Genomic DNA, 26,355 nt, shown 5'->3' with positions numbered 1-26,355 from the left:
GCCGTCGAAGGCCCGCGACAGCGGTCCTCGCGGCCCCCGTCACGAAATGAGCCCCGGATGTCACTGCCCTTCGCCGATCGCCTCCCGCTCTCGCGACAGGCGGCCGACCGCGACGGCGTCGGACGCTCACGGCCCGCGCTCTTCGACGAGCTGCTCGCCGATCCCGCCACCCGCGTGCTCGTCCTGCACCACGACCGGACCCTGGTCGAGGCCGACCGCCTCGTCCTGCGCCGCCCCGAGGACGTGACCGCCGGAACCCTCCGGATCTACCTCGGCCGCACGCTCGCCGAGGCCCCCGGCGAGCCGGTCGGAACCCCCGTCATCGCGACCGTCCTCACCGACGCGGCCGCCGCCGAGCTCGAGCCCGACGAGGAGCGGTGGAGCGGCCTGCGCCCGATCGCCGAGCGCCTGAGCGACCGCGACGCGGGCCTGTTCACCGAGGCTCTCGCCATCGCGAACTGGCACGCCTCGCACGGCTACTCGCCCCGCAACGGCGACCCGACCGTCGTCGAGCAGGGCGGCTGGGTCCGCCGCTCGCCCACCGACGGCAGCCAGGTCTTCCCGCGCACGGATCCGGCGATCATCGTCTGCGTCCTCGACGCGGACGACCGCCTCCTCCTCGGCTCGAACGCGATGTGGGGCACCGGCCGCTTCTCCCTGCTCGCCGGCTTCGTCGAGCCGGGCGAGTCGCTCGAGGCCGCCGTGATCCGCGAGATCGGCGAGGAGTCGGGCATGCGCGTCGTCGACCCGCAGTACCTCGGCTCGCAGCCCTGGCCCTTCCCCGCCTCCCTCATGGTCGGCTTCACCGCCCGCCTCGCCGAGGACCAGTCCCCGGAGGATCTGCTCCCGGACGGCGAGGAGATCGTCGAGCTGCGCTGGTTCACCCGGCAGCAGCTGCACGACTCGCTCGAGTCCGTGCTGCTGCCCGGCCGCTCGTCCATCGCCCGCGCGATGATCGAGGACTGGTACGGAGGCGAGCTGGAGAACGGCCCGATCGCGTGACCCTGCTCGACGGTCTCGACGAGGGGCAGCGCGAGGCGGCGGAGGCGCTGCTGGGGCCGGTCTGCGTCCTCGCGGGAGCGGGCACCGGCAAGACCCGGACGATCACGCACCGCATCGCGCACGGAGTGGCGACCGGCGTCTACACGCCCGGTCGCGTCATGGCACTGACCTTCACCAGCCGCGCCGCGGCCGAGCTGCGCTCGCGCCTGCGGGTGCTCGGCGCCGGGGGCGTCCAGGCCCGCACGTTCCACGCAGCGGCTCTCTCGCAGCTCGGCTACTTCTGGCCGCAGCTGGTGGGGGGCACGATGCCCCAGCTGCTCGACGGCAAGGCCCGCCTGCTCGGGCACGCGGCCGAGCGGCTCCGCCTGAAGCTCGACACGGCGACGCTTCGCGACCTCTCGGCCGAGATCGAGTGGCGGAAGGTGTCCGCCCTCTCGCTCGAGCAGTACGCCGTCGCCGCCCGCACGCGCCCCCTGCCCGGACGGCTCACCCTGGAGCAGACGGTCGCGCTCGTGGACGAGTACGAGGGGCTGAAGGACCAGCGCCGCCAGATCGACTTCGAGGACGTCCTGCTCGTGACCGCCGGGATGCTCGAGTCCGAGCCCGCGATGGCGATGCAGGTGCGCGAGCAGTACCGCTTCTTCGTCGTCGACGAGTACCAGGACGTCTCGCCGCTGCAGCAGCGGCTCCTGGAGCTCTGGCTCGGCGACCGGAGCGACCTCTGCGTCGTCGGCGACGCCAGCCAGACCATCTACTCCTTCGCGGGTGCGCGGGCCGACTATCTCCTCGACTTCCCGTCCCGCTGGCCGGCCGCCACCGTGGTGCGCCTGGAGGAGAACTACCGCTCGGCCGTGCCGATCGTGCAGACCGCGAACCGCCTCATGCGGGGCAGGCCCGGCGCCCTCTCGCTCCACGCCGTCGCCGCCGCCGAGGCGCCGGAGCCCGCGATCGACGCCTACCCGGACGACATCGCGGAGGCGCGCGGGATCGCGGCGCGGGTCGCGGCCGACATCGAGGCGGGGGTGCGCCCCTCCGACATCGCGGTCCTCTTCCGCACCAACAGCCAGTCGGCGGTCATCGAGCACGCCCTGCACGAGCGTGGAGTGAGCGCGCACATGCGCGGCGGCAAGCGCTTCTTCGACCTGCCCGAGGTGAAGCAGGCCGTGATGCAGCTGCGCGCGGCGTCCGTGTCGATCAGCGGCGAGCCGCTGTTCAAGTCGGTGAGCGACGTCCTCCGCTCGCTCGGCTGGAGCGCCGAGCCCCCGTCGGCGCCCGGTGCGGTGCGCGACCGGTGGGAGTCGCTGGACACGCTGGCCCGCCTCGTCGACGAGGCCCCTGCCGGATGGACCTTCCGCCAGTTCACCGACGACCTGATCGCACGCCAGCAGGTGCACCACGAGCCGGACCGCGGCGCGGTCACCCTCGCCACGCTGCACTCGGCGAAGGGCCTCGAGTGGGAGTCGGTGCACCTGATGGGGCTCGCCGAGGGCCTGCTGCCGATCTCGTACGCCGCCGGCCTCGAGGCGATCGACGAGGAGCGGCGCCTCCTCTACGTCGGCATCACCCGGGCCCGCCGGCGCCTGCGCCTCTCGTGGGCGCGCTCGACGGTCGGCCGCGTCACGCGGAGGGAGCCGTCGCGCTTCCTCGAAGAGCTCGGCACGCGCACTCGGGGTGCGGCTCCCGCTCCCGCACGGTGAACGCTCCGGAGGCGTCGCTGTAGACCCGCTCGGCCGCGCGGAGCCCTCGCCAGCCGGCGAGGAGCCGCCGCAGCACGGCGTCGGCGGCCGCCACGGCGATCGCCGCGCTCGCGAGCGGCGTGCGGGTGGGGGCTGAGCGGCCGAGCACCTGGATCACGAGGCGCGCGCGATCCGGGTCGAGGTCCATCCGGTCCCGCTCGGCGCAGTGCAGGCACGGTCCGGACCCCGGCTCCACCAGGGGTCCGACGCGCACCGATTCGTCGCCGAACACCACCGCTAGGTGCGGCACATCGGCCGCGAGCCAGTGCGCGGCGCGGGCGGGGGCGACCGCGAAGTCGGCGATCAGCACGGCGAGGTCCGGCGTCCCGTCGTCGGTGAGCAACGAGCAGCCCTCGCTCCGGAGCAGCGTGCGCAGTGCGTCCGGTGCCGCGCCCGTCCCCTCGACGACGACCCGCGGTGCCGGGGGAGGGCCGGGCTCGACGCTGCGCAGCAGGACCGGCCGGAGCGCCTCGAGCACCTCGTCGACACGCGCCTCGCTCGCTCCGGCGCGCGCCGCGATCAGGCGGACGGTGCCGGCGCTGGTGCCCACGCGGAGGGCGTCGAGCAGCAGCTCCTCCGGGTAGCCGACGCCGTCCAGGACCGCGTGCGGCCGGTCGAGGCCGAGCTGCACCGCGGTCGCTGAGCGCCAGAGCAGGGGGAGTCGGGGATCGAGCCGGAGCACCATCCGGCGATCATGGCCGAGACCGGCCCGGCGCCGCGCGAGTTGTCCACAGGCGGGCGCCGGACGGGGGTCAGACGGGGCGGTCGCCCGTGGGGGAGGAGCCGCGGTCGTCGTCGTCCGGCGAGCCGTCGTCGTCGGTCGTGTCCGGGGCGTCTCCGGAGGCGCCGTCGCCCTCGCGCGGCATCGTGCCGTTCAGCAGGTCCTCCAGCGCGCGGTCCATCTCGTCGGGCTCCGGGGTCTCGCCGCGGGCCTCGGCCGTGAGCCGGGCGACGAGCGCGCTCGGGTCGTCCAGGTCCTCCGAGCCGGGGAGCAGGTCGGGGTGCGACCAGAGGGAGTCGCGGGCCTCGGGCCCGACGGCGTCGGTCACGGCCTGCCACATCGCGGCGGCCTCGCGGAGGCGGCGCGGGCGCAGCTCCAGGCCGACGAGGGTGGCGAAGGCGGATTCGGCCGGCCCGCCGGAGGCGCGGCGGCGGCGGACCGTCTCGGCGATCGCCCCGGCGCTGGGCAGGCGAGTGGTCGCCGCCGCGGTGACGACGTCGACCCACCCCTCGATGAGGGCGAGGACGGTCTCGAGGCGGCCGTGCGCGGCGAGCTGCTCCTCCGTCTTCGGCGGGATGAGCGCGCCGGAGGTCATCGCGTCGCGGAGCTCCTCGGGGTTCGACGGGTCGAAGCCCTCGGCCAGCTCCTCGAGGCGGGTGGTGTCGATGCTGATCCCGCGCGCGAAGTCGGTGATCTGCGAGATGAGGGCGAGACGGAGCCACTTGCCGTGCCGGAAGAGGCGGGCGTGCGCGAGCTCGCGGACCGCCAGGTACAGCTGCACCTGGTCCAGCGGGATGTCGAGACCCTCGCCGAACGCGGCGACGTTCTGCGGCAGGATCGCCGCGTCGTTCTCCTCCAGCAGCGGGATGCCGATGTCGCCGCCCGAGACGACCTCGGCGGCGAGCTGCCCGACGACCTGGCCCAGCTGCAGGGCGAACAGGGTGCCGCCGATCCCGCGCATCATGCCCTCGGCACCGGCGATCATCGCCTGCATCTCCTCCGGGGCCTGCTCGCGGAGCACGCGGGTCAGCGCGTCCGAGATGCTCAGCGCCACCGGCTCGGCGAGCTGGGTCCAGACCGGCATCGTCAGGGAGATCCACTCGAGGCGGCTGATCGAGCGCGGCGTGCGGCTCAGCTCGGAGACGTACGCGACCTCGTCGAGCCAGAGCGCGGCGACGCCGAAGGCCGCGTCGATCGGGGCCCGCACGGAGTCGGACACCGGCGCGGACTCGGCGCGCGCGAGCTGCTTCGCCTGCTCGAGCGAGAGCGTCCAGTTGACGCCGCCGTCGCCGTTCTGCTGCATCGCGCTCTGCAGCTGCGAGAGCAGGTTCTGCAGGGCCACCGGGTCGTTCGGCAGGCCTGCCGCTCCTGCGAGCTGCGAGGGGTCGACCGGGCCGTTCCCCGAGAGGAACTGCCGCAGCATCTCCCGGAACTCGTCCTCGGAGCCGCCGCCCGCTCGGTCCGCACTGTCGCCATCGGCCATCGGGATCAGCCCTCCGTCGCTCACGTGAATCCGGTCGCCGCACCGCCTCCGCGGCCCTGCACAGGGCGCCGGTTCCGGCGCGACTCCCAGTCGTGCAAGCTACGTTAGCCCGAGCGCCCGGGGCGTCGGCGTGCAGAGCACCGCTCGAGCCCAGCCCGCTTCCGCCCGCCGCGAACATCCCGGCGGAGCCGCTCCACCCGTTGCCAGAAAGGCCCCCGTGTCGCTGTTCTCCGACGACCCGCGCCCCTCCTCCTCCCCGCGCCGCCCGTGGGTCGGACCGGTCGTCCTCCTCTCGGGTGTCGCCGTCGTGGTCGGTCTGGGCGTCGCGCCCGCCCCCTACGTGATCGAGCAGCCCGGCCCCGTGTTCGACACCCTGGGCAGCAGCAAGGACGTGCCCCTCATCTCGATCCCGGACCGCACCACCTATCCCACGGCCGGCACGCTCGACATGCTCACCGTGTCGGTCGTCGGCAACCCGCAGAGCCTGCCCACCTGGGTCGAGGTCGCGAGCGCCTGGTTCGACAGGACCAAGGCGGTCGTCCCGGTCGACGCGATCTTCCCTCCCTCCTCCACGGTCGAGGAGCGCGACGAGGCGAACCAGGCCGAGATGACCGACTCCCAGCAGGAGGCGATCGCCGCCGCGCTCACCGAGCTCGGCTACCCCGTCGAGCAGCGCGTCTCGGTCGTGCAGGTGCCCGAGGGCTCCCCGGCCGAGGGCGTCCTGGAGGCGGGGGACGAGATCCTCGCGGTCGCGGGCACCCCTGTCGCCGACGCGACCGCCCTGCGCGCGACCCTGCAGACCCTCGGCACCGGCTCCCCGGTGCAGGTCAGCATCGAGCGCGAGGGCGTCCGGCAGGAGGTGGAGGTCACGCCGCGCGACTCGAACGGCGCCGCCGTCATCGGCGTCCTCCCCGGAGCGGCCTTCGACTTCCCGTTCGAGGTCGACATTCAGCTGGACGACGTGGGCGGGCCGAGCGCGGGCATGATGTTCGCCCTCGGGATCATCGACAAGCTCACCGAGGGCGAGCTCAACGGCGGGCGGAGCGTCGCCGGGACCGGCACGATCGACGCGGCCGGCGAGGTCGGCGCCATCGGCGGGATCCGCCAGAAGCTCTACGGGGCGGAGGGCGCCGGAGCCGAGTACTTCCTCGCCCCCGCGACCAACTGCAACGAGGTCGTCGGCCACGTCCCCGACGGGCTCGACGTGCTCGCGGTCTCGACCCTCGACGACGCCCTCGCCGCACTGAAGGGCATCGCCGCGGGCGACACCTCCGGGCTGCCGGACTGCAGCACCGCCGCTCCCCTCGACTGATCCCGCCCGCCGACCCCGGGTCGACGCCCAGGTGAGCCGGACAGCCGTCGCATAGCATGGGTGGCCTCCCCTCACATCTCGACAGCAAGAGGCCCTCACGTGAGTTCCACAGCAACCGAAACCCCGCCGCGGAAGAGACGGAGCGTCCTCGCCGTCACTGTCGTGGTGGTGGCCGTCCTGGTGGTGGCGTTCTTCGTCTTCGCCGGTCTGTACACCGACATCCTCTGGTACGACCAGCTCGGCTTCCTCTCCGTGCTCACGACGCAGTGGGCGGCGGCGGGCGGTCTCTTCGTCATCGGCTTCGTCGCCATGGCGGTGCCGGTGTTCATCAGCCTGATGCTGGCGTACCGCCTCCGGCCGGTCTACGCGAAGCTCAACTCGCAGATCGACCGCTACCAGCAGGTCGTGGAGCCGCTGCGGCGCCTGGCCACCTTCGGGATCCCCGCGGTGCTCGGCCTCTTCGCCGGCGTCTCCTCCGCCACCCGCTGGCAGACGAGCCTCACCTTCTGGAACCGCACGCCCTCGGGCACCACGGATCCGCAGTTCGGCCTCGACACGTCGTTCTACCTCTTCGAGCTGCCCTTCTACCAGAGCATCGTCGGCTTCGCGTCGGCGGTCCTGCTGATCTCGGCGTTCGCGACCCTCGCCACCGGCTACCTCTACGGAGCGATCCGGGTGAACGGCCGCGAGATCCGCATCTCGAAGGCCTCGCGCATCCAGCTGGCGGTCATCGCCGCCCTCTACCTCGCCGTGCAGGCGGTCAGCCTCTGGCTCGACCAGTACGCGACGCTCGCGCAGCAGGGGCCCCGCATCACCGGCGCCACCTACTCCACCGTCAACGCGACGATCCCGGGCCTGCAGATCCTGGCCGGCATCGCGGCGCTGGTCGCGATCCTCTTCGTCGTCACCGCCTTCATCGGCCGCTGGCGCTTCCCGGTCATCGGCACCGCGCTGCTGATCGTGTCGAGCCTGCTCGTCGGCTCCCTCTACCCGTGGATCGTGCAGAAGTTCCAGGTCGAGCCCAACGAGCGCACGCTCGAGCAGCCCTTCATCCAGAACAACATCGACATGACGCGCCAGGCCTACGGCGTCAGCGACGTCGACGTCATCCCCTACGACGCGACCACCGACGCGGAGCCGGGCGCCCTGCGCTCGGACGCCGAGACCACCGCGAACATCCGCATCCTCGACCCCGCCGTCGTCACCGACGCGTTCTCGCAGCTGCAGCAGTTCCGCCAGTACTACAAGTTCGGCGACACGCAGAACGCGCTCGACGTCGACCGCTACTCCATCGACGGATCGACGCAGGACGCCGTGGTCGGCGTCCGCGAGCTGAACCTCAACGGCCTCGGCACCAACCAGACCTGGTACAACCAGACACTGGTCTACACCCACGGCTACGGCCTGGTCGCCGCGTACGGCAACCAGCGATCGGCCGACGGCGAGCCGGTGTTCATCGAGTCCGGCGTCCCGACGACGGGCGACCTCGGCGACTACGAGCCGCGGATCTACTTCGGCGAGAACTCCCCGCCGTACTCGATCGTGGGCGGCAACGACTCGCGCGACATCGAGCTCGACTACCCCTCGGGCACCGACGGCGCGCAGCAGACCTACACGACCTTCGACGGCGAGGGCGGCCCCGCTCTCGACAACGTCTTCAAGAAGCTCGTCTACGCGATCAAGTTCCAGTCCGAGCAGATCTTCCTCTCGGACGGCGTGAACGACGACTCGCAGATCCTCTACGACCGCGATCCCGTGCAGCGCGTCCAGAAGGTCGCGCCGTACCTCAAGCTCGACTCCGATGCCTACCCGACCGTCGTCGACGGCCGCGTGAAGTGGGTCGTCGACGGGTACACCACCTCGGCCGACTACCCGTACTCGGAGGTGCAGAGCCTCTCGCAGGCGATCGCCGACACGAACACGCAGCAGCAGTTCCCGACCGACGACGTCAACTACATCCGCAACTCGGTCAAGGCGACCGTCGACGCGTACGACGGCAGCGTCACGCTCTACGCGTGGGACACCGAGGACCCGATCCTGCAGACCTGGCAGAAGATCTTCCCGACCACGGTGAAGCCCGTGAGCGACATGTCGGGTGAGCTGCTCAGCCATGTCCGGTACCCGGAGGACCTCTTCAAGGTCCAGCGCGCGGTCCTCGGCACCTACCACGTGACCGACGCGGGCTCCTTCTACTCCCGCGAGGACGCCTGGGCGACGCCGAACGACCCGACCAGCGGAGCCGCGACCACGGCCGCCGCGACCGGCACCAGCCTGCAGCCGCCGTACTACCTGACGCTGCAGACGCCGGACCAGGACGTGCCGTCGTACTCGCTCTACTCGACGTACATCCCGGCGAGCGTCCAGGGCGCGCAGGCCAGCCGCAACGTGCTGACCGGCTACCTCGTGGCCGACTCCGACGCCGGCTCGACGGCGGGCTCCGTGGCCGACGGCTACGGCACGCTCCGCCTGCTCGAGCTGCCGAAGGACGACACGGTGCCCGGCCCCGGCCAGGTGCAGAACGCGTTCACCACCGACCCGACGGTCGCGAACGAGCTGAACATCCTCTCCCGCGGCGACACCACCGTCACGAGGGGCAACCTGCTCACGCTGCCGGTCGGCGGCGGCCTGCTCTACGTCCAGCCGATCTACGTGCGCTCCAACGGAGACACGAGCTTCCCGCTCCTGCAGAAGGTGCTGGTCGCGTTCGGTGACGACATCGCCTTCGAGGACACCCTCGACGCGGCCCTCGACAGCCTCTTCGGCGGCGACTCGGGAGCCGACGCGGGCGACACCGGCACACCGACGACTCCGGACGCCGGCACCGGCACCTCGGGCGGCGACACCGGAGGCGACGCGGGCGGCACGACCGGCGGCACCGGCTCCACGCCGGCCACGGGCGACCAGACGGCGCTGCAGCAGGCGCTGAACGACGCGCGGGACGCACTCACGGCTCGCGAGAACGCCCTCAAGGCGGGCGACCTCCCCGCCTTCGCGGCGGCGGACGAGCAGCTGACCGAGGCGCTCTCGCGGGCGCTGCAGGCCGAGGGCGGCCAGTAGCCCGCATGGTGCAGGTCGACCGCGGCGAGCACCTCCGCTCGGGGGAGTGGCTCGAGCTGAACCGCACGTACTGGGAGGAGCGCACCGGCGAGGGTGCGCTCCACCCGGAGCTCGTCACCGCGGCGCTCCTCGACCCCGGGCCGAGGATCCTCCAGCTCGGCTCGGGCGACGGGCTCGACGCGCTCGAGCTCGCCGAGCGCGGCGCCCGCGTGGTGGGCGTCGACTTCTCGATGCCCGCCGTGCGCCGAGCACGCGCCGGCGCCGCGGACAGGGACCTCGCCGGCTCCGCCCGCTTCGTCTGCGCGAACCTCTACGAGCTGCGGCACATGCTGCCGGAGCCCGACTCGTTCGACGTCGTGCTCTGCAGCGCCGGCGTCGTCTCGTGGCTCCCCGACCTGGAGGAGTGGGCGCGGCTGGTGGAGTGGTTCGTCGCCCCCGGCGGCGCGGTGCTCGTCGTCCCGTCGTCGTCCGCTCTCGTCGACGCCGACGTCCGCACCTGGTCGCGCACCTCGTCCGAGCTCGCAGCCGCCCTGACGGCGGTCGGGCTGAGCGTGGACGGGAGCGCCGTGCTGCGCGCCGCCAAGCCCGCCTGAGACCGGAGCCCGCTCCCACCGCCGCGTCGATTTGCACCGGCGCCGGAACGCGTGTAATGTCTCTTCTTGTGCCGCGGGGTGGAGCAGTTCGGTAGCTCGCTGGGCTCATAACCCAGAGGTCGTAGGTTCAAATCCTGCCCCCGCAACAAGAAAGCGAAAGCCGGTCCTGAGAAGGGCCGGCTTTCGTCGTTAACACGGGTCGCGGACGTGCTGCCCGCGGCTGACAGTGCGCGGGCGGAGACCTCAGTCGCCCTCGATCACGCTCAGCACGTTGCCCGCCGGATCGCGGAACCAGCAGATCGTCGGCCCGTGGCCGCGCATCACTCCGTCCGCATCGGTCGGCAGCGACGGGTCGTCGTAGATCGCCGTGGTGACGCCTGCCGCGTGCAGCTCGGCGACCGCCACGTCGACGTCCTCCACCGAGAAGTTCAGGATCGTGAACGACGCCGGCTCGTGGTCCGGCTTCGGGTACGCGATCGCGCGGCCTCCGCCCGGCAGCCGGATGTCGAGGATCCCCATCGCGTTCAGCTCGACCTCGAGCCCGAGCACTCCGCCGTAGAAGGCCCGCGCCGCCTCCACGTCGTCCACGCTGAAGCCGCCGAAGGCCCTCTCGCTCCGGATCATCGCCGTCCTCCGTCCCGCGGCCGCACCATCGCGCCCGCTCCGCTCCGGACGCTACTCCGGTCGCCCGTCCGCGTCACCGTCGGATCCGCGCGGCGCCGCCGCCGACTTCGTGCCGGGCTCGCGCGACCCGCATCCGCGGACCGGCCTCCCGACGCTCCGCGCCGACGCGTGTGCCGGACCGGCCCGCACGTTAGGCTCGACCCCGATGCGAGGGGTGCTGCTGTGAGGGACGAACGCGGGGACGACGGCTCGAACGAGGGGCTCGGCGACCGCCCGACCCGGCGGAGCCCGCGGCAGGCGCCGCACGCGCTGCCCGCGGCACGCGTCGCCACTCCGGTCCTCACGCCCGTCCGCCCCGTGCGGCGCCGCCGGGGCCGTGTCTTCCGCGCGACCGTCAGCACGGTCGCCCTCGCCGCCATCGCGGGCCTCGTGGCGGTCTCCGCGCTCCCCGCCTACTCCTTCGACCCGGCACCCGATTCGCAGGCCGCCGTCGAGGCCGCCGCCCGCGTGCAGGCGCTCGGCAACCAGAAGCTCACCGTCGCGCCGACCGCGGTCCAGGAGCAGGTCATCCGCGACTCCTTCACCGCACCGACCCAGGCCCAGCTCGACGAGGCGGCCGCCCAGGCGCGCGCGCTCGCCGCCGCCGAGCAGGCCGCCCGCGACGCCGAGACCGCCCGCCTCGCCCAGGAGGCGCAGGCCGCGGCAGGCACGACCGGTGCGGACGGCGCCGCCGCGGGCAGCGGCGGCACCAGCACCTCGGTCACGCCCCGCGAGGAGGGCGACGACTACCCCTGGCGCGACCAGCTCACCGACGACCAGGGCGGCGGCCTATCGCCGCTGCGGTACTACTACCGCGAGTGCGTCGACTTCGTCGCCTGGCGGATCAACCGCGACCAGGGCTCGACGAGCGCACCCTTCAAGTGGACCTGGGGCAACATGACCCCGGGCGGAGGCAGCGCCTACGCGTGGGCCGGCCAGTGGGCCTCCCACGGCTGGGTGACCAGCAGTACGCCCGTCCCCGGCGCGGTCGCCTGGTTCACCGGCAACCACGTCGCCTACGTGCAGGCCGTCAACTCCGACGGCACGGTCTCGCTCGAGGAGTACAACTGGGGCAACGACCACGCGTACCACAAGCGCACCATCCCGGCCTCCCAGGTCGCCCTCTTCCTCTACCCGCCGAGCTGATGACCGGCGCCGTCGGCATGGCCGTGGCGCAGTTCGCCCCCTCGACGGACCGGGAGGCGAACATCGCGACGATCGGGCGCCTGGCCCGGATCGCCGCCGAGCGCGGCGCGAGCCTGGTGGTGCTGCCGGAGTACAGCTCCGCCTTCACCGATCCGCTCGGGCCCGAGCTGGTCGCGGCGGGCGAGGCGCTCGACGGCCCGTTCGTCACGGCTCTCGCGGCCCTCGCGCGCGAGCTCCGGATCCACCTCGTGGCGGGCATGGTCGAGGCGGTGGACGGGCGCCGCATCGCGAACACGCTCGTCGCGCTCGACCCCGAGGGCGCGCTCGTGGCCCGCTACCGCAAGCTGCACCTGTACGACGCCTTCGGCCAGACCGAGTCGGAGTGGGTCGCCGCGGGGGAGATCGCCGCACCCGAGACGTTCGAGGTCGGCGGCCTCGTCGTCGGGCTGCAGACCTGCTACGACCTGCGCTTCCCGGAGGTCAGCCGCTGGCTGGTCGACGCCGGGGTCGACGTCATCGCGGCACCGGCCGAGTGGGTGCGCGGCCCGCTCAAGGAGGCGCACTGGCGGACGCTGGTCACCGCCCGCGCGCTCGAGAACACGGTGTACCTCGTCGCAGCCGACCAGACCCCGCCGATCGGGGTCGGCACGAGCATGATCGTCGATCCGATGGGCGTCGAGACCGTCACCCTCGGCGAGGTCGAGGATGTCGCCGTCGCCTGGGTCTCGCGCGAGCGGATCGACGCGGCGCGCGCGAAGAACCCCGCTCTGGCGCTGCGGCGCTTCCGGGTGCTGCCGCTCTGACCGCCGCCCCCGGCCCGACGGCGCCGGGCATCCGACCGCATCCGCTGAGGCCGGCTCCTCAGCGCGCCATGCGGGCGAGGCCCGCGACCGCGGTCTCCAGCACCCCGAACCGCTTGCAGAAGGCGAAGCGGACGAGCGAGCGGTAGGGAGCGGCGTCCTCGGGGCGGCAGAACGCCGACACGGGCACCGCCACCACTCCCGCGAGATCCGGGAGCGCCCGGCAGAGCGCGACCCCGTCGTCGTAGCCGAGCGGTGCCGCGTCCGCGACGACGAAGTAGCCGCCCGAGGAGGGCGCGACGCCGAAGCCCGCAGCAGCCAGGCCCGCCGACAGCAGGTCCTTCTTGGCCGCAAGAGTCTGCGCCGCGCCGGTGAAGAAGGCGTCCGGGAGCCCGAGCCCGAGGGCGACGGCCCCCTGGAACGGCGAGCCGCTGACGTAGGTGAGGAACTGCTTCACGGCGAGGACGGCCGTGATCAGCTCGCGCGGGCCCGTCACCCAGCCGATCTTCCAGCCCGTGGTGCTGAAGGTCTTGCCCGCCGAGGAGACGGACAGCGTCCGCTCGAAGGCTCCGGGAAGGGAGGCCAGCGGGACGTGCGGGGTGTCGAAGCGCAGGTGCTCGTAGACCTCGTCCGTCAGGATCACGGCGTCGTGCCGCTCGGCGAGCCGCACGATCAGCTCGTGGGTCTCGGCCGGGAGGACGGCACCGGTCGGGTTGTGCGGGTCGTTCACCAGGATGACGCGCGTGCGGTCGCTCACCGCGGCGGTCAGCTCGTCGTGGTCGACCGCGAAGGAGGGGCCGCGCAGGAGCACGGTGCGGTGCACCCCTCCGGCGAGGGCGATCAGGGCTCCGTAGGCGTCGTAGTGGGGCGTGAAGGTGACGACCTCGTCGCCCGGCTCGAGCAGGCCCAGCAGAGCCGCGGCCAGGGCCTCGGTGGCGCCCGTGGTGACGAGGACCTCGCCGTCGGGATCGAGGGCGATCCCGGAGAAGCGCAGCCGGTGCGCGGCGATCGCCTCGCGCAGGACGGGGAAGCCGGGACCCGGCGGGTACTGGTTGAGCCCGGACGCGATGGCGTCGCGCGCGGCGTCGAGGATCTCGCGCGGGCCGTCCTCGTCGGGGAAGCCCTGGCCGAGGTTCACCGCTCCGGTGCGCAGGGCGAGCGCGCTCATCTCGCTGAAGACGGTGGCGGCGACCTCGCCGCCGGGGCCGAGGAGGCCGGCGCCCGCCGCGGCGCGGGACCAGGATCCGGGAATGCTCACGTGCCCAGTGTGCCCGCTCGAGCAGTCCGGCCGGTTTCATTTCCCGCTCGCAGGCCCGTCATAAGAAACCCCCAGGTACGATCGCCAAGCTATCCCCGCTTGGAAGGAGCAGCACCCATGACCGAGAGTCACGAGGGTCCTCGTCAGCCGGAGGAACCCACCACGCCGACGGAGTCCGGCGCCCGAGAGGCGACGGAGCGCACCCCCGGCGAGAGCTCCGGAGCGTCGTCCTCGACCACCGGGCCCACCGAGCCGATCCACCGGGGCGGAGCGCACCGCGAGAGCGAGAACCCGACCGTCCCCTACCCCACCTCCTCGGCCCCCCAGCCGCCGTACACGCCGAACGCGACGGCCGGCAACGAGGCGCAGCCCGTCTCCCAGCCCGCCCGCTACGGGCAGTACGCACCTCCCGCCGCGAACACCCTGCACGGCTCCGAGGAGCCGCCCTCCTCGAGCCCCTTCGGCCCGGGCGCCGAGTACACCCCCGCCCCCACCGCCACGAAGCGCCGAGCCGGAGTGGGCGTCGTCGCGGCGCTCGCCATCGGCGCGGTCGTGGGCGGAGTCGCGGGAGCCGGCGTGTTCGGCCTCTGGTCCGCCTCCAACGGCGGCGGGACCCGCGTGGTCTCCGCCGGCGGCTCGCAGACGATCACGGTCAACAACGCCGAGGACGCGACGACCGCCACCGCGGTCGCCGCCAAGGCCACTCCGAGCGTCGTCACCATCGCGGTGAGCGGCAGCTCGTCCGCCGGCACCGGCTCCGGCATCGTGCTCTCGAAGGACGGCTACGTCCTGACCAACACCCACGTGGTCACCCTCGACGGCGAGATCGCGAACGGCACCGTCTCGGTCACGACCAGCGACGGCCGGATCTTCGACGCGACCGTCGTCGGCACCGACCCGACCCTCGACCTCGCCGTCATCAAGCTGACCGGCGCGACCGACCTCAGCCCGATGACGTTCGCGGACTCCACCAAGATCAACGTCGGCGACACGGCGGTCGCCATCGGCGCCCCGCTCGGCCTCTCCGGCACCGTGACCGACGGCATCGTCAGCGCGCTCAACCGCAGCATCCAGGTCGCCTCCTCGGCGGCTCCGGACGACTCGGGCGACAGCTCGAGCGGCGGCACCGAGAGCCCGTTCAACTTCGACATCCCGGGCCAGCAGGCGCCGACCCAGGCGAAGAGCACCATCTCGCTGCCCGTCATCCAGACCGACGCGGCGATCAACCCGGGCAACTCCGGCGGAGCGCTGCTCGACAGCGACGGCGAGCTGATCGGCGTGAACGTCGCGATCGCGAGCGCCGGCCAGTCCTCCTCGAGCGGCCAGTCCGGCAACATCGGAGTCGGATTCGCGATCCCCAGCGCGATCGCCGAGCGCATCGCGAAGGAGATCATCGCGAACGGCTCCGCCTCGCACGGCCTGCTCGGAGCGAGCGTCTCCGACTCGACCGCGGACGTCCTCGGCGCCCGCATCGAGGAGGTCTCCGGAGGCGGTGCCGCGCAGGCGGCCGGTCTCGCCAAGGGCGACATCATCACCGCGATCGACAGCACTCCGATCACGAGCGCGTCCGACCTCACCGCGCAGGTCCGCGCGCAGGCCGCGAACGCCGCGGTCGAGCTGACCTACGTCCGCAACGGCCAGAGCTACCAGGCGAAGGCGACGCTCGGCCAGATGGCCGCCGGCTGACCCTCCGCCGCCGCGCACAGCCCCTCGAGGATCCGTCCACGGGGGGCTTTTCCGCGTCCGGGCCCGGCCCGGGGCGCGGTGCTCCCCGCTGGTAGGGTGGTGGATCCCTGCGCCCGCGCTCCTCCCGCACGAACTGGACCCATGCAGCACGAGATCCCGGAAGACGACCTCTCCGACCTGCCCGGCGTCTCCTACGTCATGCCCGTCCTCAACGAGGTCGCCCACGTGCGCGCCGCGGTCGACTCGCTGCTGCACCAGGACTACACCGGCCCCTTCGACGTCGTCCTCGCCGTCGCCCCGAGCATCGACGGCACGGAGGAGCTCGTCGCCGAGCTGAGCGCGGCCGATCCGCGGATCCGGGTCGTGCCGAACGAGGTCGGCTCCACTCCTGCGGGCCTCAACGCCGCGATCCGCGCCTCGCGCCACCCGGTCGTCGTCCGGGTCGACGCGCACTCCGTCCTGCCGCCCGAGTACGCGCGCACGGCGGTCGAGGCGCTGCAGCGCTCCGGAGCGGCGAACGTCGGCGGAGTGATGGCGGCGGAGGGCCTCACCCCGTTCCAGCGCGCGGTCGCCCGGGCCTACGGCTCCCGCATCGGGCTGGGCGGCACACCCCACCACGTGGGAGGCGAGGAGGGCCCGGCCGACACGGTGTACCTCGGCGTCTTCCGCCGCTCCGCCCTCGAGCGCGCCGGCCTGTTCGACGAGCGCTTCAAGCGCGGGCAGGACTGGGAGCTGAACCGGCGGCTGCGCGAGCGCGGCGAGGTCGTCTGGTTCACTCCGCGCCTCACCGTCACCTACCGGCCGCGGCCCTCGATGCGCGCGCTGCTCCGGCAGTTCCTCTCGACCGGGATGTGGCGGGGCGAGCTCACCCGGATGTTCCCGGCCTCGCGGTCGCTGCGCTACTTCGCTCCGCCCGTGCTCGTCGCGATGCTCGCGATCGGGCTGCTCGTCGGGCTGGCGGGAGTCGTCCAGGTGCTCGCCGGAGCTGCGCCCTGGCTCCTGCTCGGGTTCGCGGTGCCCGCCGCCTACCTCCTCCTGGTGGCGGCGGCCACTCTCGTGGTCGCGCGGCCGGACGGCGCGCGTGCGATGCTGTGGTTCGCCGTGGTCATCCCGGCGGTCCACGTGGCCTGGGGGACCGGCTTCGTGCTCGGCTTCGCCGGGCTGACCAGCAACATCTCCGCCCACCGCCACCAGCCGCGGTCCGACTCGCCGAGGGGCGCATGACCACGACGACGAGACCCCGCTCCATCGCCGAGCTGCGCGCCGTCGCGCAGCCCCCGGAGGTGCGCGGCCGCCGCAACGCCGAGCACTGGACGGCGTCGCTCTACCTGCGCCGCTTCTCGCCCTACCTGACCTGGCTGCTGCTGAAGACCTCGATCTCGGCGAACGGCGTCACCGGGCTGATGATCCTGGTCGGCTGGAGCGCGGCGGCAGCCCTCCTGATCCCGGGGATCGCCGGAGCGGCGCTGGCGCTGCTCCTCGGCCAGCTGCAGATGCTGGTGGACTGCTGCGACGGCGAGGTCGCGCGCTGGCGCCGCACGTCCTCGCCGGCGGGCGTGTTCCTCGACAAGGTCGGGCACTACACGACCGAGGCGCTGATCCCGATCGCGCTCGGGCTGCGAGCGGCGGGCGTCCCGTTCGAGGCACCGGCGGACTTCCTCTGGACCACGATCGGCTTCGCCCTGGCCCTGGTGATCGTCCTCAACAAGGCGCTCAACGACATGGTGCACGTGGCGCGCGCGAACGCCGGTCTCACGAAGCTGGCCGACACGAAGGGCGAGGCGGTGCCGTCCTCGTCCGGGCTGGCGGGGCTTCGCCGCGCCGCCCGCTTCCTGCCCTTCCACCGCCTCTACCACTCCGTCGAGCTGACGATGCTGGCCTTCGCGACCGCCCTCGTGGGCCTCGTCGTCGGAGCGGGCACGGCCGACCGGGTCCTCGTCGGGGCGCTGCTGCCGCTCGCCCTCCTCGCCCTGGTCGGCCACTTCGTCGCGATCATGGCGTCCAAGCGTGTCCGCTCCTGAGCCGCGGGTCGGCGTCGTCGTCCTGACGCAGGGGACTCGGCCCGACGACCTCGCCGCGGGGCTGGCCGGCGTCCTCGCGCAGGAGGGCGTCGAGCTGGACGTCGTCTGCGTCGGCAACGGCTGGGAGCCGGACGGCCTGCCCGAGGGAGTGCGCGCCCTGGCGCTCCCCGAGAACCTCGGCATCCCGGCGGGCCGGAACGCCGGAGTCGACGCCGTCGCGGGGGAGTACCTCTTCTTCCTCGACGACGACGCCCGGATCCCGTCCCCCCGCTTCCTCGTCGACGCGGTCGCGCTGCTCGCCTCGAACCGCCGCATCGGCCTGGTGCAGCCCCGCGTCGACAGCACGGACGGCACGCCGAGCCCGCGGCGCTGGATCCCGCGGATCCTCAAGGGCGACCCCCGCCGCTCCGGCCCCGTCTTCTCGGTCTGGGAGGGAGCGGTCGTGCTGCGGCGCGACGTGTTCGCCCGGACGGGCGGCTGGGCGGCTCCGTTCTTCTACGCCCATGAGGGCATCGAGCTGGCCTGGCGGGTCTGGGACACGGGTCGCACCGCCTGGTACGCGGGAGAGCTCGTCGCCCAGCACCCGGTCATCCAGCCGACCCGTCACGCCGACTACTACCGGCTGAACGCGCGCAACCGCGTCTGGCTCGCCCGCCGCAACCTCGCCGCACCTCTGGCGCTCGTCTACGTGGGGTCCTGGACCGCGATCCAGTGCCTCCGCTGGCGTCGCGACCCGGCCGCCCTGCGCGCCTGGTTCGCCGGCTGGCGGGAGGGATGGCGCTCGGATCCGGGCGGCCAGCGCGTCCTCTCGGCCCGCACGGTGCTCCGGATGGCGTTCGCCGGGCGTCCGCCGATCGTCTAGCATCGGGGAATCCGCCCCCGCCGGGGCCCCCGAAAGGACGACGGTGTTCGATTCGACCCAGCTCTCCCCGCCCGAGCGCGCCGAGGCGGAGGCGACCCCTGCCGGACCGGACCTCCTGACGGCGGTCCGCGAGCGCCTCGGCGCCGTCGACGACGAGTTCTCCGGCCGCCTCGACGAGCACCTCGCGCGCCTGGTCGATCTGCTCGCCACGGTGTACGCCGGCCGCGACGACCTCGAGGACCAGCTCGTCGCGATCGTCGAGCTCGCCGCCGCCTCCTGGGAGGAGCGGCCCGAGGAGCTCCGCGCGCTCGACCGCGCCCGCGAGCAGCACCCGACCTGGTTCCTCTCGAACAAGGCTCTGGGCGGGGTCTGCTACGTCGACCGCTACGCGGGCGACCTCGAGGGGCTGCGCGCCGAGATCCCGTACCTCCGCGAGATCGGCCTGAACTACCTGCACCTGATGCCGCTCTTCGATGCGCCCGAGGGCGAGTCGGACGGGGGCTACGCGGTCTCGAGCTACCTGCGCGTGCGGCCGGACCTCGGCGACATGGAGCAGCTCCGCGGGCTGGCCTCCGAGCTGCGTGAGCAGGGCATCGCACTCGTGGTCGACTTCGTCTTCAACCACACCTCGAACGAGCACGAGTGGGCGCAGCGCGCGCTCGCCGGCGAGCAGCGCTTCGAGGACTACTACTGGATCTACCCGGACCGGGAGCAGCCCGACGCCTTCGAGCGCACGACGCGCGAGATCTTCCCGGACGACCATCCCGGCTCCTTCGTTCAGCTGGAGGACGGGCGCTGGGTCTGGGCCACGTTCCACCGCTACCAGTGGGACCTCAACTACTCCAACCCCGAGGTGTTCCGGGCGATGGCGGGAGAGATGCTCTTCCTCGCCAATCAGGGCGTCGACGCCCTGAGGATGGACGCGGTCGCGTTCATCTGGAAGGAGCTCGGCACCACCTGCGAGTCGCAGCCGCAGGCGCACCTGCTGCTGCGCGCGTTCAACGAGGTCTGCCGCCTGGCCGCTCCGGCGCTGCTGTTCAAGTCCGAGGCGATCGTGCACCCCGACGAGGTGATCGAGTACATCGACGTCGAGGAGTGCCAGCTCTCGTACAACCCGCTGCAGATGGCGCTCACCTGGGAGGCGCTCGCCACCCGCGACGTCCGTCTCCTCTCGCAGGCCCTCGAGCGCCGGCACGCCCTCCCCGAGGGCACGGCCTGGGTCAACTACGTGCGCGGGCACGACGACATCGGCTGGACCTTCGCCGACGAGGACGCCGCCGAGCTCGGGATCGACGCGGCCGGCCACCGCCGGTTCCTCAACGACTTCTACACGGACCGGTTCGACGGCACGTTCGCCCGCGGAGTGCCGTTCCAGGAGAATCCGCGCACCGGCGACCGCCGCGTCTCGGGCACCACCGCGTCCCTCGCCGGAGTGGAGGCGGGCGACGCCTACGGGATCGACCGCGTGCTGCTCGCGCACTCGATCGCCCTGAGCACCGGCGGGCTGCCGCTGCTCTACCTCGGCGACGAGGTCGGCCAGCTCAACGACCACGGCTACCTCGACGACCCGACGACGGCCGGCGACTCGCGCTGGGTGAACCGGCCGCGCCGCCCCGCGGAGCGCTACGACGAGCGCGAGGTCCCGGGGACGGCCGCGAGCGAGGTCTTCGGCGGGCTGCTGCACCTCATCGCCGTGCGCAAGGCCGTGCCGATGTTCGCGGGCACCGAGCTGAGCGTCTTCGACCCGGTCAACGACCACGTGCTCGGCTACCAGCGCCCCGGCGACGGGGAGTCGGTGCTCGTGCTCGCGAACGTGTCGGACGAGGTCCAGGAGGTCGCGGCCGAGCGGTTCGGCGGGTTCGCCGCGGAGGCGGTCGACCTGGTCACCGAGATCGCGGTCGACCTGCGCGAGGGCTTCCGTCTCGCTCCGCTGCAGTTCGTCTGGCTGAGGGTGACCCCGGCCTGATCGGCCCGCGCGACGCCCCCGGCGCGGGGGCCGTCGCCGGTACCCTGGGGCGGATGACTCCCGCTCCCCGTGCCCTGATCGCCCGCCTCCGCACCGACGCGCGACTCGCGCGCAAGGTGGGCGGCGAGCTGCTCGCGGCTCGCCGGGCCCGCCACGCGGTGACCCGGCTGCTCGCGGAGCGCGGGCCGCTGCCCGAGGGCCGGTTCGAGATCGGCGTCTACTTCGCCGACGGCGACATCAACCTGTACCAGCTGCGGCAGTGGTACCGGCCGCTGGCCGAGCTGGCGGAGACGCACCCGGTCGTGCTGCTCAGCCGCAACGCCGGCGCCGCGGAGGTGCTGCTGCGCGAGAGCCCGGTCCCGGTCGCCTACGTCCGCTCCGTCTCCGACCTCGAGGGCACCATCGCGAGCCAGCCGCTGCGGATCGTGCTCTACGTCAACCAGAACGCCCGCAACTTCCAGATGATGCGCTACGGGCGCCGCTGGCACGTCTTCGTCAACCACGGCGAGAGCGACAAGATGTACATGACGACGAACCAGTTCAAGGCGTACGACTACAGCATGATCGCCGGGGACGCCGCCCTGGCCCGGCTGCGCCGCGTGCTCTGGGACTACGACTTCGACAGGCGCACCCTCGCCATCGGCCGTCCTCAGGCGGACCACTTCGCCGGCGCCGTGCCGTTCACGCCCGACGAGCGCCGCGTGGTGCTCTATGCGCCGACCTGGGAGGGCGACCGCCCCGCCGCGGGCTACGGCTCGATCCGGAGCCACGGCACGGCCCTCGTGCGCGGGCTCCTGGCCGACCCGCGGTTCCGTCTCGTCTACCGCCCGCATCCCCGCAGCGGCGCGGTCGACTCCGACTACGCCGCGGCCGACCGGGCGATCGTCGCGATGATCGCCGCCGCCAACGCCGCCGATCCGCGCGCCGGTCACGTGCACGACACCGGTGCCGAGCTCGGCTGGCAGCTCGCCGCCGCCGACCTCGCGATCCTCGACGTGTCGGCGATGGTCTACGACCGGCTGGCCACGGGGCGCCCGCTGCTGGTCACCCGGCCTGTCAGCGCCGAGGCCGAGGTCGACGAGAGCGGCTACCTCGGCGACGCGGAGTGGCTGCACGCCGAGGACGCCTCCGCGATCATCGCGCGGATCGACAGCGCCGAGCACGATCCGGAGTCGGTCGAGCGGCTGGAGCGCTGGGTGCACCGCTACTTCGGCGACACGTCGCCCGGAGCGGCCACGCGGCGCTTCCACGAGGCGATCGAGCACCTGCTCACCGAGTGGGAGCGGCACGCCGCTCTGCACCGGGGCGACGGCGCGGTCGACGACCACGATCCGGAGGGCTGAGCGGGCGGGAGCACCGCTCGAACGGCCGCGTCAAGGGTGGGCCGGTCGCCGGGCGGCCTCCCGGTGCCCCGCTACGCTCGTCCCATGATGACCCCGCGCGCCTTCGCCCGCTCCCGCCGGCGCCGGTCGGCATCCGCCCAGCCCGCGGTCGAGCCGGACATCGTGGTCTCCGCCGACCCGGAGAAGCCGGTCTTCACGATCCGCTCCTTCCGCATCGGCCTGTTCGGCGCGCTCGGCGTGCTGGTGGCGCTCGTCCTGGGCGGCCTCGTCGTGCAGCTGGGCACGGTGCTGACCTACATCTTCGTGGCGCTGTTCTTCGCGCTCGGCCTCGATCCGCTGGTCTCCTGGCTCGAGAGCAAGCGCCTGCCGAGGCCGCTCGCGATCACAGCGGTCTTCGCCGCGGTGGTGCTGATCTTCGCCGGCCTGCTGGTCTACATCATCCCGATCCTGGTCGAGCAGCTGACGATGTTCGTCACGAGCGCCCCGCAGATCGTCACCGACATCGCCTCGCAGCAGTGGGTGCTCGACCTCGAGCAGCAGCTGCGCGGCGTGATCGACATCGACGAGCTGATCGAGAGCGTCCAGAGCTTCATCGGCAACCCCAACAACCTGCTCTCGCTCGGCGGCGGACTGATCGCGGTCGGGACCGGGATCGCCAGCGGCGTGACCGGCGCCGTCATCGTGCTGATCCTGACGCTGTACTTCCTCGCGTCGCTGCGCTCGATGAAGGCCGTCGCCTACCGCTTCGCCCCCGCCTCGCACCGCGCGAAGGCGCACGAGGTCGGCGACGAGATCACCGGCGCCGTGGGCCGCTACGTGGTCGGCCAGGTCTCACTCGCCGGCGTGAACGGCGTGCTCACGTTCATCCTGCTGCTCTCGATCGGCGCCCCGGTGCCGGCGCTGCTGGCCTGCGTCGCGTTCCTCGGCTCCCTGATCCCGCTGGTCGGCACGCTCTCGGGCGCCGTGATCATCTCGCTCGCCTGCCTCCTGGCCTCGCCGCTGACCGCGCTGGTCGCCGCGATCTACTACCTCGTCTACATGCAGGTCGAGGCGTACCTCCTCAGCCCCCGCATCATGAACAAGGCCGTCTCGGTCCCCGGTGCGGTCGTCGTGATCGCGGCGGTGGCGGGCGGCACCATCGCGGGCGTGCTCGGCGCCCTGGTCGCGATCCCGGTCGCGGCCTCGGTGATCATCGTCGTGCAGAAGGTCGTCTTCCCCCGTCAGGACGCCAAGTAGCGGACCGCACCGCGACAGCCGGTCCGCTCAGCGCCAGGGCGGCACCGCGCCGTCGACCGCAGCGCTGAAGCGGCGGACCGACTCCGGGACCGCGACGCCCTCCTCCGCCGGCACCGGCGCGAGCGTGCGGGTGACCAGCGGCACGACGCCCGCCCAGACCCCGGCCTCCGGCTCGTCGCCGGCTCCGTGCGCGCGCACCTTCAGGCTCGCCTCGGCCAGGGGGAGGCGCAGCACCAGCGTGGCCGCGATCTCGCGGGCGGTGCTCGCTCGCACCTCCTCGTCGCGCCCCGGGAGGAGGCGTGCCACCAGCAGATCGAGGGCCCGCGCCTTCTCCTCGCCCTCCAGCGCCTCGGCCCGGCCGATCACCATCGCCGAGCGGTAGTTCATCGAGCTGTCGAAGGTGGAGCGGGCGACGACCAGTCCGTCGACCAGCGTGACCGAGGCGGTGAGGAGCGAGTGCCGAGCCGCCTCCCGCAGCAGTCCTCCGCCGCTCGACCCGTGCAGCAGGAGGGAGTCGCCGTCGCGGGCGAAGAGGATCGGCAGCACGATCGCGGCGCCGTCCCGCACGACGGCGACGTGGGCGACGAGCGCCTCGTCGAGCAGGGCGTGCAGCTCGGCGGGATCGGTGCGCTGGCGGTCGCGGAGACGGGAGACGCGGGTGCGGTCGGTGACGGGGAGGCTGTCCATGTCGGAATCGTCCCGCGCCGACTGGATCTGCCAGGATGCCACTGGGCCGCGATCGGAGTGGTCCAGAGCGGAGCGGTCGATGGCGTCGGGCGATCTGGAGATCCCGCTCCTCCTCGGGCCGTCGCCGCGCGGCTCGGTCCGCGCCGGGCTCGCCGAGGCGCTGCGCCAGGCGGTGCTGGACGGGCGCTACCGGGCGGGCGATCCGATCCCGTCGAGCCGCGTGCTCGCCGAGCGGCTCGGCGTCTCGCGGGGCTCCGTCGTCGCCGCGGTGGATCAGCTGGTGGGGGAGGGCTACCTCGTCGCCCACCCGCGCGCAGCGGTGACGGTCGCCTCCGACGGACTGCTGGCGACGGCGCCGCAGGAGCCGCGGCCGGAGTCCCGGGAGACCGTCGTCCCGCCCGCCGCGGCGGACCTGAGGCCGGGCCGGCCGGACACCCGCGCCCTCGACACCCCGGAGTGGCGGGCCGCCTGGCGCCTGGCGCTCGCCTCGCCGCCCTCGGCGCCTCCTCGGGGTTCCGGGGACCCGGCCCTGCGGGAGCAGATCGCCGAGCAGCTGCGCCGGTCCCGCGGCGTCGACGTGCAGGCGTCGGACGTGGTGGTGACCAGCGGCACCGCGGGCGCCGTCGCGCTCCTGGCCCGCGCCGCCTCGGCCTCGCTCGGACGCGAGGTGCGCGTCGCCGTCGAGGACCCCGGCTACCCGGCCGTCCGGCGCCGCCTGCGCGCCGACGGGCACGAGGTCGTCGGCGTCCCGGTGCGCGGCGACGGCATCGACCTCGACGCTCTCGCGAGCTCCGGCGCGGACGTGGTCGTCGTGACTCCGTCGCACCAGTACCCGACCGGAGGCAGGCTCGCCCTCGCCGAGCGCCTGGAGCTGGTGCGCCGCGCGTCGGCCGGCCCCCTGCTCGTGGTGGAGGACGACTACGACAGCGAGTTCCGCTACGTCGGCGCCCCGCTGCCCGCGCTCGCCTCGCTCGACTCCGGCGGCGGAGTCGCCCATGTCGGGTCGTTCTCGAAGACCGTCTCGCCGTGGCTCCGCATCGCCTACCTGGCCGTTCCGCCGGCGTCCTGGCTCCGCGCGGCGCTGGCCGGCCTCGACGACGAGAAGGACGCCTCCGCCTCGGGTCCGACGCAGGCGGCGCTCGCGCAGTTCATGGCGAGCGGGGCGTTCCGGAGGCATCTCACGCGCTCGAGACGGCGCTACGCCCACCGCCGTGAGCTGGTCCACGCATTCGGGGAGTCGGTGCCGTGGGGGCGCGCAAGCGGACTCGACGGGGGTCTGCACGTCGTCCTCTCCCTGCCCGCGCCTCTGGACGCGCACGCCGTCGCGGCCGCGCTGCTCCGGGAGGGACTGCTCGTCGCCACTCTGCACGAGTACGCCCTGTCGGGACGGGCTGCGACCGAGGCGCTGGTCCTCGGCTACGGCCATGTCGGCGACCTCGAGCTCGCTGCGGCCCTGGACCTCGTCGACCGGACCGTCCGCGCGCTCGCCGCCGGGGCCGTCCGTGGTATCCCTGGAGGATGACCCGCGACTCCGCCCTGCACATCACCGACGATCCCGACGCCGACGCGCTGCTCAGCCGCGACCCGCTGGCGCTGCTGATCGGGATGCTCCTCGACCAGCAGGTCGCGATGGAGACGGCCTTCTCCGGGCCCCGCAAGATCGAGGAGCGCCTCGAGGCGGAGGGCGCCTCCTTCGACGCCGCGTCGATCGCGGGCTTCGACGAGGACGCGTTCTCGGAGCTCTGCCGGACTCCGCCCGCGATCCACCGCTACCCGGCGAGCATGGCGGGGCGCGTGCAGGTCCTCTGCCGCGCTCTGGTCGACGACTGGGACGGCGACGCCGCGGCGGTCTGGACGCGCGACGAGCCCGACGGCCGCACGGTCCTCGCGCGTCTGAAGGCGCTGCCCGGCTTCGGCGAGCAGAAGGCGCGGATCTTCCTCGCCCTGCTCGGCAAGCAGCGCGGATTCTCGGGGGAGGGCTGGCGCTCGGCCGCGGGCGCCTACGGAGAGGAGGGCGCCTTCCGCTCGGTCGCCGACATCGTCTCTCCGGAGTCGCTGACGAAGGTCCGCGCCACCAAGCAGGCCGCGAAGGCCGCCGCCAAGGCGGAGAAGTAGGGCCGGGGGCGGCGGCCGGATGGATCGAGCGCTCGACGACGGTCCCGGTCGCCGTCTCCGCAGTCGCAGGCCGAGCAGCCCGACCCGATGATCCCCGCCGCCACCGCCCGGCTGCGCTTCCGTGAGATGACCGCCGAGGACCTCCCCGACATGGCGGACCTGCTCGGCGACCCGGTCGTGATGCGGTACTACCCCGCGCCGAAGGACCGCGAGCAGGCAGCCGCCTGGATCGAGTGGAACCGGCGCAACTACCGCGAGCACGGCTTCGGGCTGTGGATCGTCGAGACCCTCGACGGCGAGTTCGTCGGCGACTGCGGGTTGACCTGGCAGCGCGTCGACGGCGGGATCGAGCTCGAGGTCGGCTACCACGTGCGGGCCGGTCTGCACGGCCGCGGCTACGCCACCGAGGCGGCTGCGGCCTGCCGCGACCTCGCGCTCGCCCACCGCCTCGCGGGACGACTCGTGGCGCTCGTGCACCCGGACAACGCCGCCTCGAGGCGCGTCGCCGAGAAGACCGGCCTCCGCGTGATCGCCGAGGACCGCGACGGCGGCGGACTCGTCCGCACCGTGCTCGGGATGCCGCTCGTCGCGCCCGGGCGCCGGCCTCGGGAACGCTGACCGAACGCCTCCGACGGCTCCGGACCATCGCGCGCGGAGCAGGCCCTGAG

General features: G+C 73.3%; 22 protein-coding genes and 1 tRNA gene. 18 read left to right on the top strand and 5 right to left on the bottom strand.

Annotated features, from left to right (window positions below; genetic code table 11):
* Positions 1 to 57 precede the first annotated feature (57 nt).
* Complete coding sequence (nudC, locus tag C5C33_RS11915; RefSeq protein ID WP_104261196.1) at positions 58 to 1,002, top strand: NAD(+) diphosphatase; 945 nt, start codon at positions 58 to 60, stop codon at positions 1,000 to 1,002.
* Positions 999 to 2,699: an ATP-dependent helicase gene (locus C5C33_RS11910; RefSeq protein WP_104224836.1), complete on the top strand. Its 1,701-nt coding sequence runs from the start codon at positions 999 to 1,001 to the stop codon at positions 2,697 to 2,699. Before nudC ends, C5C33_RS11910 begins: the two co-directional genes overlap by 4 nt.
* Here the strand turns inward: C5C33_RS11910 and C5C33_RS11905 are convergent.
* Positions 2,620 to 3,423, bottom strand: a complete 804-nt coding sequence (locus C5C33_RS11905) for a hypothetical protein (protein ID WP_104261195.1) — start codon at positions 3,421 to 3,423, stop codon at positions 2,620 to 2,622. The two genes, C5C33_RS11910 and C5C33_RS11905, sit on opposite strands and share 80 nt — an antisense overlap.
* Before the next feature lie 67 nt (positions 3,424 to 3,490).
* On the bottom strand, positions 3,491 to 4,942 hold the full coding sequence (locus C5C33_RS11900) for a zinc-dependent metalloprotease (RefSeq protein ID WP_104247839.1): 1,452 nt from the start codon (positions 4,940 to 4,942) through the stop codon (positions 3,491 to 3,493).
* A gap of 217 nt (positions 4,943 to 5,159) precedes the next feature.
* Between C5C33_RS11900 and C5C33_RS11895 the strand changes: the two genes are divergently transcribed.
* From C5C33_RS11895 to C5C33_RS11880, 4 genes are all read left to right on the top strand, one after another.
* A complete protein-coding gene (locus C5C33_RS11895) occupies positions 5,160 to 6,254 on the top strand; it encodes a PDZ domain-containing protein (protein ID WP_104233183.1) in 1,095 nt (364 codons plus the stop codon).
* A gap of 99 nt (positions 6,255 to 6,353) precedes the next feature.
* Complete coding sequence (locus C5C33_RS11890) at positions 6,354 to 9,311, top strand: UPF0182 family protein (RefSeq protein WP_181136239.1); 2,958 nt, start codon at positions 6,354 to 6,356, stop codon at positions 9,309 to 9,311.
* Between the two features lie 5 nt (positions 9,312 to 9,316).
* The gene (locus C5C33_RS11885) at positions 9,317 to 9,904 is read left to right on the top strand and encodes a class I SAM-dependent methyltransferase (RefSeq protein ID WP_104261194.1); all 588 of its coding nucleotides are present in this window, start codon (positions 9,317 to 9,319) and stop codon (positions 9,902 to 9,904) included.
* Between the two features lie 72 nt (positions 9,905 to 9,976).
* Positions 9,977 to 10,050, top strand: a tRNA-Met gene (locus tag C5C33_RS11880).
* Between the two features lie 97 nt (positions 10,051 to 10,147).
* On the opposite strand, the gene C5C33_RS11875 is transcribed toward C5C33_RS11880, so the two are convergent.
* On the bottom strand, positions 10,148 to 10,528 hold the full coding sequence (locus C5C33_RS11875) for a VOC family protein (RefSeq protein WP_104224832.1): 381 nt from the start codon (positions 10,526 to 10,528) through the stop codon (positions 10,148 to 10,150).
* Positions 10,529 to 10,750: 222 nt separating this feature from the next.
* Between C5C33_RS11875 and C5C33_RS11870 the strand changes: the two genes are divergently transcribed.
* Together C5C33_RS11870 and C5C33_RS11865 are read left to right on the top strand one after the other, a co-directional pair.
* Positions 10,751 to 11,713 (top strand): CHAP domain-containing protein, encoded by a 963-nt coding sequence (locus C5C33_RS11870; protein WP_104262670.1) that lies wholly within the window; start codon positions 10,751 to 10,753, stop codon positions 11,711 to 11,713.
* Positions 11,713 to 12,516 carry a carbon-nitrogen hydrolase family protein gene (locus C5C33_RS11865; RefSeq protein WP_104247828.1) on the top strand — a complete coding sequence of 268 codons (804 nt, stop codon included), beginning with the start codon at positions 11,713 to 11,715 and terminating at the stop codon, positions 12,514 to 12,516. The genes C5C33_RS11870 and C5C33_RS11865 overlap by 1 nt, the downstream gene beginning before the upstream one ends.
* 58 nt (positions 12,517 to 12,574) lie before the next feature.
* On the opposite strand, the gene C5C33_RS11860 is transcribed toward C5C33_RS11865, so the two are convergent.
* Positions 12,575 to 13,771, bottom strand: coding sequence for an aminotransferase class I/II-fold pyridoxal phosphate-dependent enzyme (locus tag C5C33_RS11860; RefSeq protein ID WP_104261193.1), 1,197 nt, complete (start codon positions 13,769 to 13,771; stop codon positions 12,575 to 12,577).
* 117 nt (positions 13,772 to 13,888) lie between these two features.
* On the opposite strand from C5C33_RS11860, the gene C5C33_RS11855 reads away from it, so the two are divergent.
* The 7 genes from C5C33_RS11855 (at position 13,889) to C5C33_RS11825 (ending at position 22,885) form a co-directional block, all read left to right on the top strand.
* Positions 13,889 to 15,457: a S1C family serine protease gene (locus C5C33_RS11855; RefSeq protein WP_104261192.1), complete on the top strand. Its 1,569-nt coding sequence runs from the start codon at positions 13,889 to 13,891 to the stop codon at positions 15,455 to 15,457.
* A 141-nt stretch (positions 15,458 to 15,598) separates the two neighbouring features.
* Positions 15,599 to 16,681 (top strand): glycosyltransferase family 2 protein, encoded by a 1,083-nt coding sequence (locus C5C33_RS11850; protein WP_181074536.1) that lies wholly within the window; start codon positions 15,599 to 15,601, stop codon positions 16,679 to 16,681.
* Positions 16,678 to 17,478, top strand: coding sequence for a CDP-alcohol phosphatidyltransferase family protein (locus C5C33_RS11845; protein ID WP_104223579.1), 801 nt, complete (start codon positions 16,678 to 16,680; stop codon positions 17,476 to 17,478). Before C5C33_RS11850 ends, C5C33_RS11845 begins: the two co-directional genes overlap by 4 nt.
* Positions 17,465 to 18,340: a glycosyltransferase family 2 protein gene (locus tag C5C33_RS11840; protein ID WP_104261191.1), complete on the top strand. Its 876-nt coding sequence runs from the start codon at positions 17,465 to 17,467 to the stop codon at positions 18,338 to 18,340. Before C5C33_RS11845 ends, C5C33_RS11840 begins: the two co-directional genes overlap by 14 nt.
* A gap of 115 nt (positions 18,341 to 18,455) precedes the next feature.
* The gene (locus tag C5C33_RS11835) at positions 18,456 to 20,306 is read left to right on the top strand and encodes an amylosucrase (RefSeq protein ID WP_104261199.1); all 1,851 of its coding nucleotides are present in this window, start codon (positions 18,456 to 18,458) and stop codon (positions 20,304 to 20,306) included.
* Positions 20,307 to 20,359: 53 nt separating this feature from the next.
* On the top strand, positions 20,360 to 21,649 hold the full coding sequence (locus tag C5C33_RS11830) for a hypothetical protein (protein WP_258069229.1): 1,290 nt from the start codon (positions 20,360 to 20,362) through the stop codon (positions 21,647 to 21,649).
* A gap of 84 nt (positions 21,650 to 21,733) precedes the next feature.
* The gene (locus C5C33_RS11825; RefSeq protein WP_258063238.1) at positions 21,734 to 22,885 is read left to right on the top strand and encodes an AI-2E family transporter; all 1,152 of its coding nucleotides are present in this window, start codon (positions 21,734 to 21,736) and stop codon (positions 22,883 to 22,885) included.
* Between the two features lie 27 nt (positions 22,886 to 22,912).
* On the opposite strand, the gene C5C33_RS11820 is transcribed toward C5C33_RS11825, so the two are convergent.
* Positions 22,913 to 23,572, bottom strand: a complete 660-nt coding sequence (locus tag C5C33_RS11820) for a pyridoxamine 5'-phosphate oxidase family protein (protein WP_104226958.1) — start codon at positions 23,570 to 23,572, stop codon at positions 22,913 to 22,915.
* Between the two features lie 79 nt (positions 23,573 to 23,651).
* Between C5C33_RS11820 and C5C33_RS11815 the strand changes: the two genes are divergently transcribed.
* The 3 genes from C5C33_RS11815 (at position 23,652) to C5C33_RS11805 (ending at position 26,305) form a co-directional block, all read left to right on the top strand.
* Complete coding sequence (locus C5C33_RS11815; RefSeq protein ID WP_181074935.1) at positions 23,652 to 25,094, top strand: PLP-dependent aminotransferase family protein; 1,443 nt, start codon at positions 23,652 to 23,654, stop codon at positions 25,092 to 25,094.
* Positions 25,091 to 25,687 (top strand): HhH-GPD-type base excision DNA repair protein, encoded by a 597-nt coding sequence (locus tag C5C33_RS11810; protein ID WP_104223574.1) that lies wholly within the window; start codon positions 25,091 to 25,093, stop codon positions 25,685 to 25,687. The genes C5C33_RS11815 and C5C33_RS11810 overlap by 4 nt, the downstream gene beginning before the upstream one ends.
* A gap of 87 nt (positions 25,688 to 25,774) precedes the next feature.
* Positions 25,775 to 26,305, top strand: a complete 531-nt coding sequence (locus tag C5C33_RS11805; protein ID WP_104247834.1) for a GNAT family N-acetyltransferase — start codon at positions 25,775 to 25,777, stop codon at positions 26,303 to 26,305.
* Positions 26,306 to 26,355: the final 50 nt, after the last annotated feature.

This window comes from Rathayibacter sp. AY1H3 (genome assembly GCF_002932015.1).
The sequence above is the reverse complement of the archived record's forward strand: the minus strand, read 5'-3'. Positions and strand labels throughout refer to the sequence as shown.